Here is an 18,317-nt window from a genome sequence, read left to right on the forward strand (position 1 = left end):
CCAAAAAAAGACCGATGTAACTCAGCCGATATATCATTTGCGCTAGTATGCTAATGCATCGTTAAGAAAAAAGCCTCTACATATTTGTAAAATAATGTAACTAAAATTAAAGCACCTACCTATTACTGATTAAAAAATAGACAATTATCATATTGCTGATTCATAAAACCAGATCTATACCCTTGCTCTGGTTTATGGACGACTTGTGCAGTAAGCGTGAAGGACTTGTTGAGTGGCAAGAGGATGGTGAAACATGATTCACACAATCAAAATTCGGCTATTTGCATTCTAGGGTTGGAAACTGTCTGAACTGAATTTAGATTCATAGTCGGTCAAAAGCTATGTCTGGTTGGATTTATCTATTTTTCTCCAACTCACCAAAATGCAGTTTGTTTGTATTCTCTGACAACAGGGATGCGTCAACAAATACGGTTCGGCGGCCACTGTCGAGCAGCGTGAAGGACTCGAAGCACGCGAACTTGCTCCCTAGTCACGTCATAAACTAAAACATAATTTTGATGAGCGACCAGCTCACGGGTGCTAGCCACACGCCCAAGACGTCCGAGACTAGGATGTTCGGCTAAGCGTGAAGCCTTTTCTGATAATAACTCGTCGAGAGCCAAAGCTGCTGCGGGGTTATCAGCTTCTATGTAATCATAAATATCTTCGCGGTCTTGTATCGCCTCTGGTGTCCAAAGTAACTCCATCATTCAGAGGTTTTGATCCGACGACGCGTTGAAGCCCGACGAGCTGCAAATTTAGCTTCTACTTCAGCGGCAGACACCAAGTTACCCGCGTTGGCCGAATTAAGACCAATCTGTACTTGACGGCGGAACCAAGCATCATGCTCTGCGGCTTCTTCCTGTTGCTGTACGAATTCGCGCATGAAGTCTCGAAGAAGCTGTGCCCCACTTCGATCCTGGGATTTAGCTGCTTGGGCAAATTGGCTTTTCAAGGCATCATCAACTCGGAAAGTAAAAGTTGATTCATTCATAGCTGCATCCTCATGTGTTACACATTAAGTACAATGTAGCACGTTAGCTATTTTCTGTCTATGACACACTTAGTCTTGAAATTTCGGCTCCCCAAGGTGATTTATTCTAGCTTCCAACCAACTTTTGCACGAAACGGCACTTTAGACGGCCAGCAAATTCCAACCATGATTTGCACAAAAGGGAACGATCTCTCATTGCTTAGGTGACTGCTCCCCGCCGTAAGCACTAAAGCGCCACGGTATTTTCACGAACGCATCGACGAGGTAAGTTCGCCGCAAATACCAGCGGGCTTTATGGAAGCTTACGACGACCGCTCGAATGTTTGGACGGTACTACGCGATAAAATCAGTGCGGAACAAGCTCGTGAACTGAACCGGCGCTTCAGTGGGCAAATTAAACACTGGGAAAGTTACCGGTATCAGTACAGCAATGAGCTCAGCTTTTGGCCAATGCCCGCTGCGGAGTAATTGTAATGCTGGCTAGTACATCCAAATTATCAACATCAGCAGCACCCAAGCTGCTAAAGAGGCAGACATAATCGTTAACGTTGCCGCCATACTGTCAATGTCGAGGGATTTACTGTGACTGAGTGCACGGGTACCGACATAAACAAACAAGCACGATAGTATGAGCCCAATGCCGACAGTGACGGCAGCAACCCACGGACTAGGAAAAACTAAACCCACCGCAGACACCCACATTGGAATCGGTGCTATCGCTGCTAGCAAGTAGGCGTCATGGTACGTGACATCGTGTTTGTACTGTGCCAATACCGAGTAAATTAACCAGCCCATTACGAAGAAGGTAAGCAACTCCGCGAGAAAGAATGTGGTGGTGATAAATTGCCAGTTTTTGTCGGCAAAACCGGGCAAGAATTCACTACCGTAATGGGTGCCATTAAAATACAAAAGAATAGGTGGGATAAGCGACATCGGCAAAACCAGCTTCCACGCCAGTGACGGGATATCAATATCCATGCCTTGTAATTGCCCCCAGCCTTTTGCGGTAAAAGGCAACCAAAGTGTCGAAATATTCATATGCGCCTCTTAAACATACATTTTATTTATATGTTTAGGCTATCACTGAGGAATATACAAGCCTTTACCGGAAATATTTCAGTTGGCGCAATGAGAAAACGACAGCAGCCACAAAAAGAGCGCCTTCAACAACTGCTGAAAAAAGCTCGAATTGTGCAGAAACAAACGGGTTAGGTAGTTGGCTGGCGGGCACATGAACGGCGACTAAATTGAGGCTTCCAGCTAAGAGATTACCGCCGCTAGCAACGGTTAACGCGCCGAGCAAGCCGCCAATGAACAAGCTCACGAGCACCAAACGCAACGGCGAGGCGAGACGAGTGAGCGCATAACTTAAGCCAACCGCACCGCCAAGAATAAAGCCTACGACTGCACCGGTGATGTCGCCTGGGCTAGCGCCGAGAAGCAAGTTGAATGTGTCGATCGCCACCAACTTAACAAATGCCCCAACGAATAACCCACCGAATGCACTTGTGAGCACCACAAACGGAAAACGTCGACCGGCAGGTAAGTGTTTTTCGGCAAATACTTCGCCCACAGCAAGACCGAAGGCAACGCCAGCACCACCGAGTAATGCGACGAGGAGTGTAATGGCGATCATGACAAACATGATCGATGCCGCACCAAATTGAGTAAGCTCGGGGTGTGCGAGCGTAAGGGCAGCAAGCAAGGTGCCGCCGACTAGGCCAGCGATACCAGCACCCAATGTGCCATAACCACCGAGCGTCGCAATCCGAATAAATGGATGTATGTTAGTGCTTACTATCTTTTCGTTGATAGTGTTGAAGTTAGTACTTTCTGTAGCAACGTTAGTACGTACTGTGGCAATGAAGCGATAACCATGCTTCGGAACGGTTTCGATGAACTGTGAGTTACGGGCGCTGTCACCGAGCACTTTGCGCAGCGTGCGAATGCATTGTGTTAGCGCTTCGTCCGTCACCGGTATGCCAGCCCAAACTTCCCGCATGAAGCGTTCTTTGCTGATGAGCGTTCCCGGTTGTCGCACAAGTAGCAGTAATGCATCGAAATAGCGACTCGTCAGCTCCACCGGCTGCGACTGTTTGTACAACAGCCGCTCTCCGGGGTGCATGGTAAAATCCGCAAATTGGATAACTGGTTCGTTCATGAATGCCGCTGAGTTGTCGGTTTTTCGCCATCATAGCGCTCGCTAGCCGCTTTGAATAGACCCGCCGCAATCACCCATAAAATGGCAAACGCTGAATTTAGGAAGAATGCTGGCTGCAAGTCTGCAGGTATTTCTAGCAACACCGCCGCAATGGAAATACTGAGTTGGACGATAGCGGTTGCAATCATCAACCAGCTCATCGCGTTGGCTTTGCCGCGTAAGAATACACTTCCGACGGCCACTAGCCCGATGACACTCAAGTACATTGAATTGGCGGGGTTCTCTTCGTTGCCGATAATACCAACGGCGAGATTCAACCATATAATCAGCAAGCAATTGATAATGGCAATGGTCATTCCCACCCGATAGGCCAAGTGGGTCGACATTCGCACGCCTAGCTCAATTAACAACCCGGTACCGCCAAGCAATACGGCAGCGACAACAAAATCAAACGCTGTCCATTGCACTTCCTCACTAAAACGCATGGCAATGGCTGGCGTAATTAATAACGCCAAAACAAAGCCCCAACCTAACACCCGAAACCACGACATGACCACCTCCAAAGTTGAATGAACGGCTGCAGATTAGGCTATGCAAGTGTTGCAAGTCATGAGCAAAACCTGAGGAGTTGGTGAATGGTGGGGAAATGGTCGAAATTTTTTGCTAATTAACAAGACGCAGCCATGCTTGTAAGTAAATTCTATATTCCCCCAAGAGTAACAGCTAGCAAAGGCTAACAAGAATCCAGCGGAATAATGCTTGGCGATGGTTCGGCATCGGTGGCATGCATAGCGACGGCAACTTGGCAGCTCGGCGCGTCGGCATAAAGCAGCTCAGAAGCTTCGGCATATTTATCGATGACTTGGCGAAGTTCGTCTTGGAGTTTGCGAGCGGCCTGCTCGGGTAAATGCATGGGCTTCAGCAGCATAAAGTCGAGAGGTTCACGCTTATCATTTAATAGCCGAGCGCTGGTGTCACTAATCGCTGCGGCTATCGATTGCCGCAAAACGCGACTATTGGCGCGAAAACCCAAAGGTGCGCGAACAACGAATTTCACCTGATTGCCGGGCGCTAACGTAATTAATTCTAAATTTTCCAACTCACGCAAGTAACGATAAGTGCTGAGTTCACTCAGACCATGGGTTTCGGCAATTTGCTGGGGCGATTGCTGCTCAAAAAACAACGCCACAAAATAAGCATAAAGGTGTGGGTTGTCGGCGAAGGCGGCGTCTTGGCGGTCACTAAAAAAGTAGTGGCTGCCGTGCGTTATGGTGGCTGAGTTGACAAGCTCAAGGCCATCGAGACCACAAATTTCGGCCAGCAAAAGTAAACGCTTCAAGGAAATATCGTCGTGATTAAGCATACGAGTAACCGTGACCACGGACAGATCCATGCGCTCAGCTAGCATGGTATAGGTAATACCTTGGCGTTTTAGTTCTTGTTTAATCCGCGTTAAGCAGCGTTGAAACTTGAGCGTCACCAGGGGCATATAAAACCGCCTTTTGTATCGATTTATGATAGTTAAGCTATCATAAAACGATAGTTAATAAATTGAAACCACCACGCTATTGCTCTGTCACAGTCCGCTCTTTAAAGTCGACAGCATTCCAACTACACGAGTAAACTATGAAAAATCGCGACTGGTTAAAAGCTTGGTATACACCGATATTCTTTGCGTTACCGACGTATTTCCTGTTGATGTTTGCCAGTCAAATGATCTTTGGTGTCGAGGTGAACCGTTGGCTAAAACTCGCACTTTATTTTGCGTTGTATTTTTTCTTTGGGTGGTTGCTCGCAAAAGTCGCCAATGCTGGAACCGAAGTCGCCGCTGAACGTCATCCCGCCCATGACTGGCCGATTTCAGGACCGATTCGCTACGCTGGAAAATATGTATTTTTCCTTACCTTCTATCCCACTTTGATATTGTCGTCGCTGAATCCATTTCAATTCGTGCAGCAATTTCGGCAAATTTTCGGTCAAGCCAAGGCCGCGAAGCGCTTAAAAGGTAACGAAGAGGCCAACGCCAATTACCAAACGAAAGCGACCTACCGACTGCCTTTTAGCGGCGAGTGGTTGGTATTTAATGGTGGGCTCAAAGAGGCGACGTCGCACTCATGGCAGGTGTTAGCGCAGCGATATGCTTATGATTTCGTGCAAGCCGACCCTGAGTTTCGTCGCCACCGCGGTCAAGGCATGCGCTTACGTGACTATTATTGTTACGGGCAGCCAATTCTTGCTGCGGCCGATGGCGAAGTCGTCGATGTTGTCGATAAAATCGGCCCTGCGCCGCTGGTCGGTTTTGGTATCGCCGATTTCCTCTGCCGTCATTTCGCTGGTAACCATGTGGTCATTTGCCACGCCGACGGTGAATATGGCTTCTATGCACATCTCATCAAAGGCACGATCCCGGTCAAAATTGGTGATTCCGTCAAAGCGGGCGAAGAAATTGGTCGCTGCGGCCATACCGGTCATTCGTCCGAACCACACCTACATTTCCACCTGCAGGATACTCCCAGCATTTTCACCGGCATGGGTTTACCGATTCGCTTTCAAGGGGTGGGCGAGATTGTCCGCGGCCAGCGCGTGGTTGGTGAGTCGGCAGGCTTACCAGATTAAAGTTCGAAATTCTTTCAGACGGCAGTGGTGCAGCCTGATGTGATGCGACGGAATGTGTCGTATGCGGAATTCTCATAGTTCGGCTTTATTGAAAATTAGGCTATGATGGCTCAAACACCTAAGGAAAGCCGTTTATGAGCATTGATTATTACAATAACAACGCCTCTGCGTTTCATGCGGACACTGCCGATGTGGACATGTCGGCTCTTTATCAAGAGTTCCTGCCATTATTGCCTGCTGGCGCACATATTATTGACGCTGGTTGTGGCCCTGGTCGCGATGCTATGGCTTTTCAGTCGCAAGGATTCCGAGTTACTGCTTTCGACGCAAGCGAAGCTTTAATCGATATTGCTCGTCAGCGACTCGGTGCTGATTTAGCCGTACAGGCAACCTTTTTAGAGTTCTCAGCACAAGAACCCGTCGACGCGATATGGGCTTGCGCCTCGTTGCTGCATGTGCCTTTTCACGATTTAGCGCGAACCTTTTGGCACTTAGCTAAGCAGTTAAAAAAAGGCGGATTGTTTTATTGCTCTTTTAAGTATGGCGATGACGAAAGTGAACGAGGCGGCAGGCGCTTTACGAATTTGAATGAGGCACGACTTCATGAAGTGCTGGCTGAAAGTGACTTGGCAGTGAAGAAAACATGGACTACTGGTGACGCTCGGCCGGGTCGAGAACATGAGCAATGGTTGAATGCGATTTTGGTAAAGGAAGGGGATTAGAATGGGACTGGCGCAGGGATATTTGCTGACTACAGGGACATCGAAAGATCCGCTACTACCCAAATTAATTCGTGCCATTAATCATGCGACAGCGATTGATATTTGTGTTTCTTTTGCCCAACCGTCGGGGGTGTCATTACTGCTTGAACCGTTGATTGATGCGATAGGCAACAATGCTGTTATTCGCATTATGACTTCCGATTATCTGAGTATTACCCATCCACAAGCGTTGCGACAATTATTGCTGCTGCAGCAACGTGGTGCACAGGTAAAGCTTTATCAATGCTCGGACCGCAAGGCATTTCACCTCAAGTCCTATATCTTTGTACGCGAACGAGAAACTGTTCCGAATCACACGATAGAAGCGGGCACCGCATTCGTCGGATCAAGTAATCTAAGTGCGAGCGCTTTAACATCAGGTCTCGAGTGGAATCTTCGGTTTGATTTGGAGCCAAGCTCAGACAAATCTATAGAAGAGTTCGCGCACATTAGACGCAGTTTCGAAACAATTTTTGAGAGCCCAGAGGCTCACTTCTTAACGCGACAGCTCATCGAGTCTTACACAAAGCAGTTCGAAGAAATTGCACGCCAAAACGCACCATTGATGACGGTTTTGGGTATTGAAGATGAACCGGAACCTGAAGCCCACACGCCAAATAGCTCGCAAACTGAAGCACTGATAGCTCTGCAGGAAAGTAGAAATGCAGGTTACTGCCGTGGTCTAGTCGTTATGGCTACTGGGATGGGGAAAACCTGGTTAGCTGCCTTCGATGCGCAGCAAATCAAAGCTTCTCGAGTACTGTTCGTGGCTCACCGTGAGGAAATTTTACTGCAGGCCCAACGGACGTTTAGCGCCTTGTTTCCAGAAAAGAGCATAGGCTTTTTTAACGGCGTAACAAAAGACACTGAAGCAGAATTTCTGTTTGCATCAGTCCAATCATTAGGCAAATTAGAATACCTTCATAGCTTTGCGGTAGATCATTTTGATTATGTCGTTGTCGATGAATTTCATCATGCGACAGCTCAAGGCTATCAGAAATTATTGGCTTATTTTAAGCCAAAATTTTTGCTTGGTTTAACAGCCACACCAGAGCGAACCGATCAATCGGATATTCTTAGTCTTTGCGATAACAATTTGGTATTCGAACGGAATATTGTTCATGGTATCGAGAGCAAAATCCTTGTTCCGTTTCATTACTATGGCATTCATGATGAATTTGTCGATTATAAGGAAATCCCTTGGCGTAACGGCAAATTTGACCCAACTGCCTTAGACGTTGCATTTGCCACTCAGAAGCGAGCTAAACATATTTATGAAAACTGGCTGAGTCACAAGCAGTCAAGAACCCTAGCCTTTTGCATTTCTAAGCGCCACGCAGATTATATGGCGAATTACTTTTGTAAGCAGGGCGTCAAAGCCGTAGCGGTTTATAGCGGCTCCGAAGTTCGTCGTAATGAAGCACTCGCTGAGTTGAGCGAAGGCAAGATCGATGTTGTGTTTTCAGTTGATCTCTTTAATGAGGGCACTGATATTCCGGCTGTGGATACGGTTCTTATGACGCGACCTACAGAGTCAAAAATTCTCTTTTTGCAGCAACTAGGACGCGGTTTACGCGCATCGCCAGATACCGGCAAGTCACATGTGGTTGTTATCGACTTCATTGGTAATCACAAATCATTCCTTATCAAGCCAGCAGGTTTACTGGGTGTTGTTGGCCTAAGAGCAAGCGCCAAACGAGTGATTAATAATCAAATAGAACTAGCACCTGGTTGTCACTTGAATTTTGACACCGGAATCGTCGACTTTTGGAAAGAGCTCATTGAAGTAATGGGGTCAACGCTCGAGGACGATTATGATGAGTTAAAGACTGAATTAGGCCATCGCCCGACAGCAACAGAATTTTTCCATTCAGGCAACTATCAGCGACCAAAAATTAAGTCACGATTTGGTGGTTGGTTAGGTATGGTTGCTAAGCTTGAGAATGATAAAAACTTATTAACGCTCAATAATCGCCATGGCGCATTCATGCGACAAGCAATTGAATCTACGAGCATGACCAAGTGCTTCAAAGCTATATTATTGCGATCGTTTATCGAACTCGATGGTTTTGAATTGATCGATGGCGCAATGAAAGGCGTTGATATCACAGAGCTTTCAATACGAAGTTGGGAGATTTTGCATCGCTATCCTAAAGCAGTTGCCGTGGATTTAGCCCACAAAGAAAGATCATTGTCAGCGGAAAGTGCAGAATGGTTAAAGTATTGGTTGAAGAATCCTATTGCCGCATATAGCTCCAAGAATAAGTCAGATGACCAAGCATGGTTTTTAAATGATGGCGTCCGAATGAGTCCAAGCTTTATTGTTGGTGATGATGAGCGTGACATGTTTGAAGCTATAGCACTTGAGTTGTGTGATTATCGGATGGCAGAGTATTTGAGCGGCAAGTAGTTTGCAGACTTCAATTTTTAGCTGGCTAGTTTTTATCTGGTTTTGGCTTATTATTTAAGCAGGTTTGATAACTGTTCATGGAGTGACAATGAAGTCCCCACTAAAATCTAAGCCGTTGAATAATCCTGGTGAGTCTCTCGAATACAGAAGGAATGACATAGCATTAGAGCGAGTTTTTCTTCCTTTGATTGTGGCAATTCTGATGTTTGTTTGGGCTGCATTTGAATGGTATCGCTGGTTGCACGTTATACCCCCAAATCCTTACATAACTACGGTATTAGCATTAGGAGTCATCATGTGGGCGGCTGTTCGGATGACTCGGGCATTTAAGGAAATTAAGTTAATTAATCAAGGCATCCTAAGTGAAAAAGCAGTCGGCCAGTTTCTTGAGCGGCTTCGGGCTGATGGCGCTGAGGTTTTTCACGATATTCAAGGAGAGAGCTTCAATTTAGACCACGTTGTTATTCATAGAACGGGTGTGTATGTCGTTGAAACCAAATCCCTTAAGAAGCCAGAATCTGGAAAAACTGAGCTTTTTTTCAATGGAAAAGAGGTTTTAAAGGAAGGAAAGCCACTACCAAGAAACCCAGTAGTGCAAGTCTCAGCAGCGTCAGTCTGGTTGCGGCAACTTATTGAAGAAAGCTCAGGACGAAGAGTTTCGGTAAAAGGGATCGTTACATTTCCCGGTTGGTATATACGCTCGAATCACAATACACCAAAGAACTTAGTTTGGGTGTTGAATCCTAAGGCGATCCCATCGTTTATCAGTAAACAAAGTGAGATATTAGCAGTTGAGGACGTGAATCTATTAAAGTTTCATCTTGGGAAATACATCCGCGCTTCAAAACTTTTTTAACCACTATGCCCCTGCCGATACCACAGGTACGACAATGCCAGCAGACCACAAATGGCTGCTGGCACGTACAGGGCATTAAAGGTGTAGTGGTTGAACATGACGGCACCGAAAGTACCGCCTGCAATGAATCCCGCCACGATGAGTGCAAACAGTAACGCTTTGCGGCTGTCGAAAGGTTCGCCGCGTAGCTTTGCGCCGATCATGATACCAATGTCGGTGAAAATGCCGGTAACGTGTGTGGTTCGAATCACAGCACCGCTGTAGGTGGTGACCATGGCGTTTTGCAGTCCGCACGCAGCAGAAGCAAAGTAGTGCCCTGGCGACGAGTCGTAATTTAGCAACCCAATCGCGATTAACAGCAGAAGGCCTTCGACAGCAAGAAGCCCGCTGTAATTGCGACCCATTTTCAAGGCGCCGCTGCGCAAAAAGAAGCCGGAGATTGCTGCACCGAGTACAAACGCCACAATAATGAATGCGAGGTGAGCGGTGTGTAATAAGCTGGTGCTGGTGAGGCTAGTGCCGATGAGCGTGGTAATACCGGAAAGGTGTGAAATTGATTGGTGCTGAAAGCCAAGTAGACCAACGGCGTTGACGAAGCCGGCAACTAGCGCAAGGATAAATGCGCCATATTCCACCCATTTCGGTAACCGAGAAACCACCGCCTATCCCCTTTCTGCAAACCAGCGTAGAGGTTTACCATACCTTACCCCGGGCCGTAGCGCCAAGCGGGTATCACGCCGGCATAACCGCGCCGATAAAGCTCTTCGCTGTAGCGGTTGAAAGCGATGTTTTTTCCCCAGGTGGAAAGCCAGTTTTGGTAGGGGCTGGCAAGAATGCGATGCATGGCGTCAACAATTTCAGCGTTGCTCATGCTTTCTAGGGTTTCCTTTTCCATAATAGCTCCTTAAATGAGATCGGTGAGTGTCGCCATGACGCCTAGGTGAACGCTGGGGCGGTCGACGAGTTCTTTGTCGAACCATTGCTCGAGCTCATTGAGAATGGCGAGGTGTAATGGTTCTTTGTCGAGGCGGGCGATAACACCGCGTGTGATGTTGGCATACTCGTCTGTACAATAGTTTTGCACGCAACAGGTGCTCATGGGGTCGTTGTTGTACAGCGCATTGTCGAGTTTAATAGTGAAGTCTCGGGTGGCTTTTTCCTGCGCCCATTTGCGACTTTTTTGGTCGGTTGGTTGACCGAATGTGTCGAGGGGACCAACTCCGCGCACCTGGCGCATGAGGTTCACTTGTTCGAAGTACTCTGGGTTCATGGGGTTTTCGCCGCGTCGACGCGCTTGGGCGTCAGCGTGTGAATCGTTCATGTGGGCGTATTCTTCAGGAAACTCGGCGAGGTGAATACGGTCGGCGAGTTTGGCTATCGGACTACGCGTGTCCTTGGCGGCTTGGCGATATGAATTGCTCATAGCTCATTCCTTCAGTTGTTGCGATGGTATTTTGATTTTGGAGTTTTACATCTCGGACGAGATAAAGAAGTTATTGTCGGCACATCCTGTGCCCGTGCTCGGACTTTGTTCCTACTTTGCCTAAGCTCCTGCTTGCGAGCTCGGAACCTTCCCTAGAAGCGACTGATGACAGATTAACCAATTGATGCGACAGCACATGTCGCATGCAAACTTTATTTGATGATTTTTATTTCTAGCGGATTTTCAAAACCTGTTTATAATTTGAACAATAACAACAATAGAAGAGTATCCCCCTTATGAAGACGACTTTACGCGTTTCGGTTCAAGCGGTTGTTTTTAGTGGTTTGGCTTTATTTTTGTCGGGTTGTGAAAGCAGCGATTTGGCCTATTTTAATGTGGCGGTTCAGTGCCAATCGGCCTATCCGAATGACTCTTGGGCGCAGCAGGAATGTATGAATCGTGGTGCTTCGATTATTCAGTCGTACGAGGCTGAACAGCGTTGCGATAATGCGGTGAATGCAATGCGTCGAGACATGGAAGAATATGACCGCTATACCATTGCAGTGGAAAAGACTCGGGCTATGGTATATGAGCAAGTTAATACGTTTCGCACGAAATTTGTCGACTGCACGATGACTTATCGTTTTAACCAGTGCACCGATGCGCATAGCAAGGTTATTCTTGCGAATATCGATTTAGTTATACATGAACTGAATGAGCAAGAGCGCTGGGACTATGAAATCGCGAACACTCGAGCGCAATTACGTCAAAGCTGTTCCGCCTATTGGGATTTGAGTAGTTATCAAGTGGATACTCACTACAACGACAACCGCAGAATCCTCGATTCATGGAAAAAACACATCGAAGACACAGTTAACGAGCTCGCGTACCTGTATTGGTAGCGGTTTTGATTGCGGACCGTAGCTGGAATGCCATTCCAGCTACGGTTCGGAATGGACTGGCTCCTTACATTCTCTCGTCTGTAAACACACAAAGGACGCCAGATTCGTTGTAAATCACCTGATAATTCGTATCACAATATGCAGCGGCAACAAGAATCGGAAGTTGGGCATTACCCCATCGAGTGGGTTTAAAGAATGATAACTTCCCAGCTACACAAAGCTTTGCTTCGTCATCAGTGCTGTAGATGCATATATTGGACTGATCGATGCGGGTATCCTTCACTTCCTCAACGACTACAATTTCTTCCTGACTACAGGCGGTGAGAGTTAATGAGAAGAATGCTAGTAATGCCAATTTTTTCATAGCTATGTTCCTTTTTATTGTTGTAGGTCCTTGATAGTTAGCGTTTTGGGGCTGAGAACGTAATTTGAGATTCCTCAAGCCAAGTGCCGTAAAAGGCGTTTTGAGCGCGGCGTTCGCCTCGTTTCAGTTTTTTGCCCTCTTTGTTGTATACCAACGCGGGCATGATGAATTCAACGAACGCTTTGGGGTAATGCTTCAGTAATTTTTTTGCCAAATTCTGTCCGCGTGTGTCGAAAAACGAGCTACTGACCCGTCCGCCTTGATTCATCAAGCACTGTTGGAGAGCCGCGATGGATAAGCAGTTAATTACGCGCAAGGTGCAGTAACGCAAAGCTTCCGCTTTCCGGCTCCGAGCCGAAACTCTAACCCGCTGATTCGCAAAAGGTTGTGAAATGCCTTATTGCGATTTATGGTTAGGGCACTAGGATTTAGAAGGATAAATAAATGTTGCAAAGCTACGATATTGGTCTGTCATTACACTTTTTTATGGCCTTTATGATTGGGGGGCTTTGTTTTGTGCCGTTGTGGATTTCGCTGGGGGTGAAGCGAAAAATCAATATGAATGTCGCAATTAGCCTCGCGATTGGTTCGGTGGTTGCGGTGTGGTTGCTGTCTTATTCGGTATATGGAACGAACGAAGTGCGGCTTGAGAACGACTCGCTCATTGTGCGTGCGGGGCTGCATCGAACGGAGGTGGCGGTCAATGATATTATTGCTGTTCAGCATCTAAGTCGAGAAGCGCTACATGCTTCAGAGTTTCGACCGGGTCGGCGTGTGGGTGGTACTGGTTTTGGGCAGTATCAACCCGGCTGGTTTCGCTTGGCAAGCGGTCAGCGAGGCTTTGTTTTGTATGCTGAGCGCCCTCAGGAATTCACCGTGATTGAAACCGTCGCTTATCCGATCGTTTTGGGTGGCCGGGTGAGTGTTCCTGTACTCTAAATCAAGAGGTTCAAGCAATGTGCGACCTATCACCACCGCATGCCTTTGTTGATTCGCCCTTCAGAAACGCAGTTTTGGTTGCACAGCTGCGCCGACGAGTTAGGGCCATTGCTTGTTGCACCAGCGGAAATTGAATTGGCAGTGGAATCTGCGGGGTAATCGCTGGTTTTGTTGGTGGCTCATGGTCTACAACGATAGTCCCTTACCTACCTATTGTCAATTGACAATAGGTAGGTAAGGGACTATCGTTGTATGGCCAGTAAAAAGCATCCTGTTAAGGAAATTGATGCTGCGGTTAGGTTTGCAGAAAGGTGTGGATGGAGACTTATTTCTGCAGGTCATAGCGCTCACTGCTTGGGGCGGTTACTTTGTCCTTATGGATCTGTAAATGCTTTATGCCGTTGCGGTGACTTTTGTATGATCTCTGTATGGAGCACCCCGCGAAACGGGCAGAATCATGCGAACAGTCTTCGCAGGGCGGTTGAGAAATGTATCCTCATGGAGAGTCAAAATGAAGATGTTTGAATTCAGTTTGCGATTTGATATTTCAGCCTGTCAGAAGAGTATCGATGCTATTGATGATCTACTGTTCGAAGCTGGATGTGGTGACGCGCTTGTACGGCATAGTCGAAAAGGTGAAATTCAAATCGATTATAATCGAGAGGCTGAATCAGCATTGATGGCTTTCGAACGGGCGAAATCAGAAGTTCTCTGCGCACTTCCTGGTGCTCGGTTTCTTGAAGCGAAACCAGATTATGTGAGTCCATCGGATATAGCGGCGAATTATCAAATAAGTCGCCAGCGAGTTCTTAAGATCATGCAAACGAAGGGCGTCAGCATTCATCCGATGACCAACGTCGGCAACACTCAGATCTTTCGTCTTGCGAGTGTAATGAGCCAACTCGAAAAACTTGGCACACCGATTGTTGATGCTACGTTATACGAAGCTGCGGAAGCTGCACTTAAGTTGAATAGCGAAGCACAACTACTTGGCTAGAGGCTTAGCTTTTCGTTTCACCTTCAATCCTCTGAATTTCCTGCCAAATCTTATCGGCTTCAGCTGAGATCTCCGAGCTTTTACGAATATCGCCGTTGCGTGATGCAAACATAGCGTCAGCCTGCAGTTTGGCCAGTTGTTTGCGGAGCTTTTTTGTTGGGTTCGATTTGAATAAGTTAAACATAGTGCGTCCGTATTAAATAGTGTTATCTGAATACGCACGTTGTTGTAGAAGAGTTCAGTGGCTTCATTGCGGACCGTAGCTGGAATGCCATTCCAGCTACGGTCCCTAATGCGGGCGGTTAGATTTTCCAGCGGAAGCCGAGCATGGCGACAACTGGGTCAATGTCGACGTTGACGCTTTGTACGGTGGTGCCGTTCACTTTCACTTTACCGGTCGTGTCGATGGCCATTTTGCTGACCATGAAGTGAATGCCCATGCGCTCGGTTAGCTGATAGTTGAAACCAGCCTGCAATGCTAAGCCCCATGACTCACTCAAGCTCAAGGTGACGTTGTCGGCAGCGGTGGTGACTTCGAGTGCAATCAGTGCGCCGTCTAACTCCGGGTTTACTCGTTCACTAAAGAACGTGGTGTAGTTCACGCCTACGCCAACGAACGGTTGGAATGCATGGTGCTGAGTAAAGTGATACTGCGCCATCAAGGTTGGTGGTAAATGCTTGGTTTTACCGATATTTAATCCGTCGATAGCTGAGCCTTTGACTTTTAGGTCGTGGCTGAATGGTGTTGCTGCAATCAATTGCAGACCGAAATTCTGGTTAAAGCGGTAGTCAAATGTGAGACCTAGTTGGGTGTCGTTGCCCACAGCAACTTGCGTTGAGCCATTTGGAAGCCCTGCGACGGATTCGATGACATTTAAGTTTGAGCTGCTTTCGTCAGGTTTGACGTGAATCGCACCGATATTGACCGAAAAATCAGCCATTGCTGGCGCGGCAAAAAGAGTCGAGAGAGTAAGAGCAACAATAGACAGTTTGGTCTTCATAGGGGATCTCCAGGTTAGAAACTGGAGTCATTATCGAGCTTCGGTGGCCTTGAATATTGCGACAGATCAAATTCCCGCACTACTTATAAGGGAATATCTCGCAAAGTTTGCGCTAGCTCAAATGATCGAGGTGCGTTCATTGCGGACCGTAGCTGGAATGCGATTCCAGCTACGGTCCCTACCGGGCGCGCCCAATGCCATTCCAGCTACGGTCCCTAATCAGAGGCGGTAGCTGAGGCTTAGGCCGATGCTTGTGCCAGGGTCGCGTCCTTGGAGGATTTGTCCCTGCTGCAGTATTTCGGTTTTCTCGCCCAGTAGATTTTTCGCTGATAATTTGACGGACAGCCGCTCGGTTGGGTAGTAGCTGTAGGTCATGTCAACGGAATGAAACGGCTGCTCGTAGGCATCGTCCTTGCCGTCGACGCCGGCGAAAGTTATCCGCGGTCCGAACACGTTATAGCTGAGTGTGGCTGAGTGTCGTTCATTCGCCGAGTCATAGCCAAGCTGCGTGTTCACAACATATTCTGAATGCCCACTCATGCGGCGTTGACGGTTGGTAATGTTCGACTCACCAAGTGGCTGAATAGTGATTTCAGAGTCGCTCAGAGTGACGTTACCGGCGACAAAGAGTTGCTCAAGCCAATCTGGTGCGGTTGACCATAAACCACCTAAACGGCGGACAAATTCAGCTTCAACGCCATACACTTTGCCTTGTTCGGCGTTGCGGAATGACACTAAGAGGTTGCCGTCCGAGCCCATAATTTCTACAGTTTCAATCGGTGCGTCGATATCTTTGTAGAAAGCACCAACACTTAAGCTGCTGCCAGAGAGCAAGTACCACTCCCAACGCACGTCGAGGTTGGTTAGTTTTGAGCTCACTAAGTCACGGAAGCCGATAACGTTGAAGTCTGTTAATGGGTCGACGTACAACACCGGTGTGACTTCGCGCAGGTCAGGGCGCACAACGCTTTGGCTTGCAGCAAAACGTAATTGCATGTCAGGGTGGAACAACCAGGTTACCGCAGCACTCGGATACCAGTCGTCGTCGAGCAATGCATAACTAGCTGGGTCACCGATAACTTGTCCAGTCGACGGGCTTAAAGGCAACGCGATCTGGCGGAAGTCTTCGTAACGGGCACCGAGCGTAAAGCGCCAGGTGTAGTCATACAAGGCATCAACTGCGAAGTAGTAAGCGTCTAACTGCTGCGCTGCCACGTAGTCGTCGGCTTGTGCGGTAACGTCCGAAATAGCAAAGCCTTTGCTCGGATTTAAGATATTTGCGTCCGAGAAAATCTCTGAAAAGCTGCCTTGTAATTCAGTGTTATTGAACCCGCGGCTGTCAAACTTAAAGCGGTCTGCACGCGAGTGACGCGCCCGCTCGAAGTAGTTGTAACCACCTTGCAATTCCACAGTCCAGCTGTTCAAGTCCAACGGCAGGCGCAAGTCGACCGAGGCGTTTTCGGTGTTGTCTTGCATGTCATTGAAAATATACTGCACGGCATTGTCACTGCGGCGTAATGCTGCTGTGGTCGTGCCGTCTGGGCGGGTATTGCGAACATAGCGATATTCCATTTCGCCCGGTGCATAGCGACGTGCTTTGGCGTCAGTCCATTGCCAATTAACGCCCAAGTCCCACAACCACTCAAAGCGATGTTGGCCACGGACTTGATTCGCAACTAACGTGCGCTCTTCGTAACGGACCGAGTAATCCATGTTCTCGCGGTTTGGCTCGTTAATGGTCTCAATGGTGTCGCCGACTTTCAGTTTAATTTCATCGGCGGTATCGAGCAGGTAAATCGAGCTCGCTTCTACTTTATGCATGCGATCGTACTCGATACCCACGTTGAAAATACCAGAAATCTGCGTGCTGTATTCGGTACCGCTAATGTCGTCGTAGCGCACTAATGGTGTTAAATCAGTACCGCGGGTAATCGAGTAATAGCGCTCTTGCTCGTCAATGTTTTTGCTCGAGCGGTCATAGGCAACAGACGCCACGGCGCCAACTGTCCATTTGTCGTTCAACTCGATGCGATCACCGAAGGTTAAGCTGGCATCAAAATCAGGGTCAATCGACGTCGAACGAATGTCCATATTGCGATTAAACGCAGTGCCAAGCTCGCGATTAATGGATTCTGCTTGGGCTAATGTTTCTGCGCTTAATGGCCCTAATTGCCGAGCAATCGCAATAGTGTTGAGCGAACCGTAGGTGTCTAACGCTTCGCTAATTGCAGAAGGTAACCCACGGGTGCCGTCGTCGCGACCACGCCAGTCGTTACCACCGCCACTATAAGTTAAGCCATTGTCGCTATTCAGTGAGTTTATGCCGGTGCCAACTTGCAGTTCGAACACGCGCTCGCGCGGTAAACTCAAGGTACGGATATTGACACCACCACCACCAAACGAGGCCGGTTGGTCAACCGAATAGCTTTTTTGTACAACCAAGCTGTCGATAATGCCGGTTGGGAACATGTCCAATGGCACCACATTCCGTGTTGGATCTGGTGTCGGCACAATGGCGCCATTGAGCAAGGTGCTCGAATAACGTTCACCAAGGCCGCGTACATAGATAAATTTGTTATCGACTAAAGTGAGGCCGGTAATTCGCTTTAATGCATCGCCGACGTTGGAGTCACCAATCCGACCGATCATCTCCGCATCCATGAGATCGGCCACTTGCGATTGTTCACGGCGTTCAGCGGCGGTAATTGCCGCTGAACTCATGAGTCGGCCAGACACTTGAATCCGTTCAATCGATTGTTGTGACAGTGCTTCAGATACTGCTGATTCTTCCTCGGCGGTGTCTGCCTGCGAAAGCATTGGCACGAGGGCCAATGCTATCAGGACAGACCGCGCAGCAGGACGAAGTGTCAATGCTGAATGGTTCATAGTTGCG

At 47.9% G+C, this 18,317-nt stretch carries 22 protein-coding genes; 8 read left to right on the forward strand and 14 right to left on the reverse strand.

Features of this window, described 5'->3' with window-relative positions; all coding sequences use genetic code 11:
- Positions 1-419: 419 nt before the first annotated feature.
- Both CWE06_RS05870 and CWE06_RS05875 read right to left on the reverse strand, forming a co-directional pair.
- Entirely contained in the window at positions 420-710 is a 291-nt protein-coding gene (locus tag CWE06_RS05870) for a type II toxin-antitoxin system RelE/ParE family toxin (protein WP_198679055.1), read from the reverse strand.
- Entirely contained in the window at positions 707-994 is a 288-nt protein-coding gene (locus tag CWE06_RS05875; RefSeq protein ID WP_126792124.1) for a CopG family ribbon-helix-helix protein, read from the reverse strand. The genes CWE06_RS05870 and CWE06_RS05875 overlap by 4 nt, the downstream gene beginning before the upstream one ends.
- A gap of 294 nt (positions 995-1,288) precedes the next feature.
- Between CWE06_RS05875 and CWE06_RS12375 the strand changes: the two genes are divergently transcribed.
- Entirely contained in the window at positions 1,289-1,462 is a 174-nt protein-coding gene (locus CWE06_RS12375) for a hypothetical protein (RefSeq protein WP_157981144.1), read from the forward strand.
- Between the two features lie 12 nt (positions 1,463-1,474).
- Here the strand turns inward: CWE06_RS12375 and CWE06_RS05880 are convergent, their stop codons facing one another.
- The 4 genes from CWE06_RS05880 to CWE06_RS05895 form a co-directional block, all read right to left on the reverse strand.
- The gene (locus CWE06_RS05880; RefSeq protein WP_126792126.1) at positions 1,475-2,032 is read right to left on the reverse strand and encodes a YIP1 family protein; all 558 of its coding nucleotides are present in this window, start codon (positions 2,030-2,032) and stop codon (positions 1,475-1,477) included.
- Between the two features lie 64 nt (positions 2,033-2,096).
- A complete protein-coding gene (locus CWE06_RS05885) occupies positions 2,097-3,155 on the reverse strand; it encodes a winged helix-turn-helix domain-containing protein (RefSeq protein ID WP_126792128.1) in 1,059 nt (352 codons plus the stop codon).
- On the reverse strand, positions 3,152-3,706 hold the full coding sequence (locus CWE06_RS05890) for a hypothetical protein (RefSeq protein WP_126792130.1): 555 nt from the start codon (positions 3,704-3,706) through the stop codon (positions 3,152-3,154). The genes CWE06_RS05885 and CWE06_RS05890 overlap by 4 nt, the downstream gene beginning before the upstream one ends.
- 182 nt (positions 3,707-3,888) lie before the next feature.
- A complete protein-coding gene (locus CWE06_RS05895; RefSeq protein ID WP_126792132.1) occupies positions 3,889-4,644 on the reverse strand; it encodes a helix-turn-helix domain-containing protein in 756 nt (251 codons plus the stop codon).
- 137 nt (positions 4,645-4,781) lie between these two features.
- Between CWE06_RS05895 and CWE06_RS05900 the strand changes: the two genes are divergently transcribed.
- From CWE06_RS05900 to CWE06_RS05915, 4 genes are all read left to right on the forward strand, one after another.
- Positions 4,782-5,771, forward strand: a complete 990-nt coding sequence (locus tag CWE06_RS05900) for a M23 family metallopeptidase (protein WP_126792134.1) — start codon at positions 4,782-4,784, stop codon at positions 5,769-5,771.
- Positions 5,772-5,905: 134 nt separating this feature from the next.
- Positions 5,906-6,493, forward strand: a complete 588-nt coding sequence (locus CWE06_RS05905; protein ID WP_126792136.1) for a class I SAM-dependent methyltransferase — start codon at positions 5,906-5,908, stop codon at positions 6,491-6,493.
- Between the two features lies 1 nt (position 6,494).
- Complete coding sequence (locus CWE06_RS05910) at positions 6,495-8,942, forward strand: DEAD/DEAH box helicase family protein (RefSeq protein WP_126792138.1); 2,448 nt, start codon at positions 6,495-6,497, stop codon at positions 8,940-8,942.
- An 88-nt stretch (positions 8,943-9,030) separates the two neighbouring features.
- On the forward strand, positions 9,031-9,798 hold the full coding sequence (locus tag CWE06_RS05915) for a nuclease-related domain-containing protein (protein ID WP_126792140.1): 768 nt from the start codon (positions 9,031-9,033) through the stop codon (positions 9,796-9,798).
- On the opposite strand, the gene CWE06_RS05920 is transcribed toward CWE06_RS05915, so the two are convergent.
- Genes CWE06_RS05920 through CWE06_RS05930 form a run of 3 tightly spaced genes read right to left on the reverse strand, consistent with a single transcriptional unit; the run spans position 9,795 to position 11,221 of the window.
- Positions 9,795-10,457, reverse strand: coding sequence for a YoaK family protein (locus tag CWE06_RS05920; protein ID WP_126792142.1), 663 nt, complete (start codon positions 10,455-10,457; stop codon positions 9,795-9,797). The two genes, CWE06_RS05915 and CWE06_RS05920, sit on opposite strands and share 4 nt — an antisense overlap.
- A 44-nt stretch (positions 10,458-10,501) precedes the next feature.
- A complete protein-coding gene (locus CWE06_RS05925) occupies positions 10,502-10,693 on the reverse strand; it encodes a hypothetical protein (RefSeq protein WP_126792144.1) in 192 nt (63 codons plus the stop codon).
- Positions 10,694-10,702: 9 nt separating this feature from the next.
- A complete protein-coding gene (locus tag CWE06_RS05930) occupies positions 10,703-11,221 on the reverse strand; it encodes a hypothetical protein (RefSeq protein WP_126792146.1) in 519 nt (172 codons plus the stop codon).
- 296 nt (positions 11,222-11,517) lie between these two features.
- Between CWE06_RS05930 and CWE06_RS05935 the strand changes: the two genes are divergently transcribed.
- Positions 11,518-12,123 carry a hypothetical protein gene (locus tag CWE06_RS05935; RefSeq protein WP_126792148.1) on the forward strand — a complete coding sequence of 202 codons (606 nt, stop codon included), beginning with the start codon at positions 11,518-11,520 and terminating at the stop codon, positions 12,121-12,123.
- 64 nt (positions 12,124-12,187) lie between these two features.
- Here CWE06_RS05935 and CWE06_RS05940 read toward each other — a convergent pair whose 3' ends face one another.
- Positions 12,188-12,487 (reverse strand): hypothetical protein, encoded by a 300-nt coding sequence (locus tag CWE06_RS05940; RefSeq protein WP_126792150.1) that lies wholly within the window; start codon positions 12,485-12,487, stop codon positions 12,188-12,190.
- Between the two features lie 37 nt (positions 12,488-12,524).
- Positions 12,525-12,701, reverse strand: coding sequence for a hypothetical protein (locus tag CWE06_RS12380; protein ID WP_157981145.1), 177 nt, complete (start codon positions 12,699-12,701; stop codon positions 12,525-12,527).
- Positions 12,702-12,931: 230 nt separating this feature from the next.
- On the opposite strand from CWE06_RS12380, the gene CWE06_RS05945 reads away from it, so the two are divergent.
- Both CWE06_RS05945 and CWE06_RS05955 read left to right on the forward strand, forming a co-directional pair.
- Positions 12,932-13,426: a PH domain-containing protein gene (locus CWE06_RS05945; protein ID WP_126792152.1), complete on the forward strand. Its 495-nt coding sequence runs from the start codon at positions 12,932-12,934 to the stop codon at positions 13,424-13,426.
- A 511-nt stretch (positions 13,427-13,937) separates the two neighbouring features.
- A complete protein-coding gene (locus tag CWE06_RS05955; protein ID WP_126792156.1) occupies positions 13,938-14,423 on the forward strand; it encodes a hypothetical protein in 486 nt (161 codons plus the stop codon).
- 4 nt (positions 14,424-14,427) lie between these two features.
- Here CWE06_RS05955 and CWE06_RS05960 read toward each other — a convergent pair whose 3' ends face one another.
- From CWE06_RS05960 to CWE06_RS05970, 3 genes are all read right to left on the reverse strand, one after another.
- Positions 14,428-14,607 (reverse strand): DUF6435 family protein, encoded by a 180-nt coding sequence (locus CWE06_RS05960; protein ID WP_126792158.1) that lies wholly within the window; start codon positions 14,605-14,607, stop codon positions 14,428-14,430.
- A gap of 118 nt (positions 14,608-14,725) precedes the next feature.
- Complete coding sequence (locus CWE06_RS05965) at positions 14,726-15,424, reverse strand: OmpW/AlkL family protein (protein WP_126792160.1); 699 nt, start codon at positions 15,422-15,424, stop codon at positions 14,726-14,728.
- A 219-nt stretch (positions 15,425-15,643) separates the two neighbouring features.
- Complete coding sequence (locus tag CWE06_RS05970) at positions 15,644-18,310, reverse strand: TonB-dependent receptor domain-containing protein (protein WP_126792162.1); 2,667 nt, start codon at positions 18,308-18,310, stop codon at positions 15,644-15,646.
- Positions 18,311-18,317 lie beyond the last annotated feature (7 nt).

The sequence above is a fragment of the Aliidiomarina haloalkalitolerans genome (assembly GCF_003987315.1).
Taxonomy (GTDB): Bacteria; Pseudomonadota; Gammaproteobacteria; order Enterobacterales; family Alteromonadaceae; genus Aliidiomarina; species Aliidiomarina haloalkalitolerans.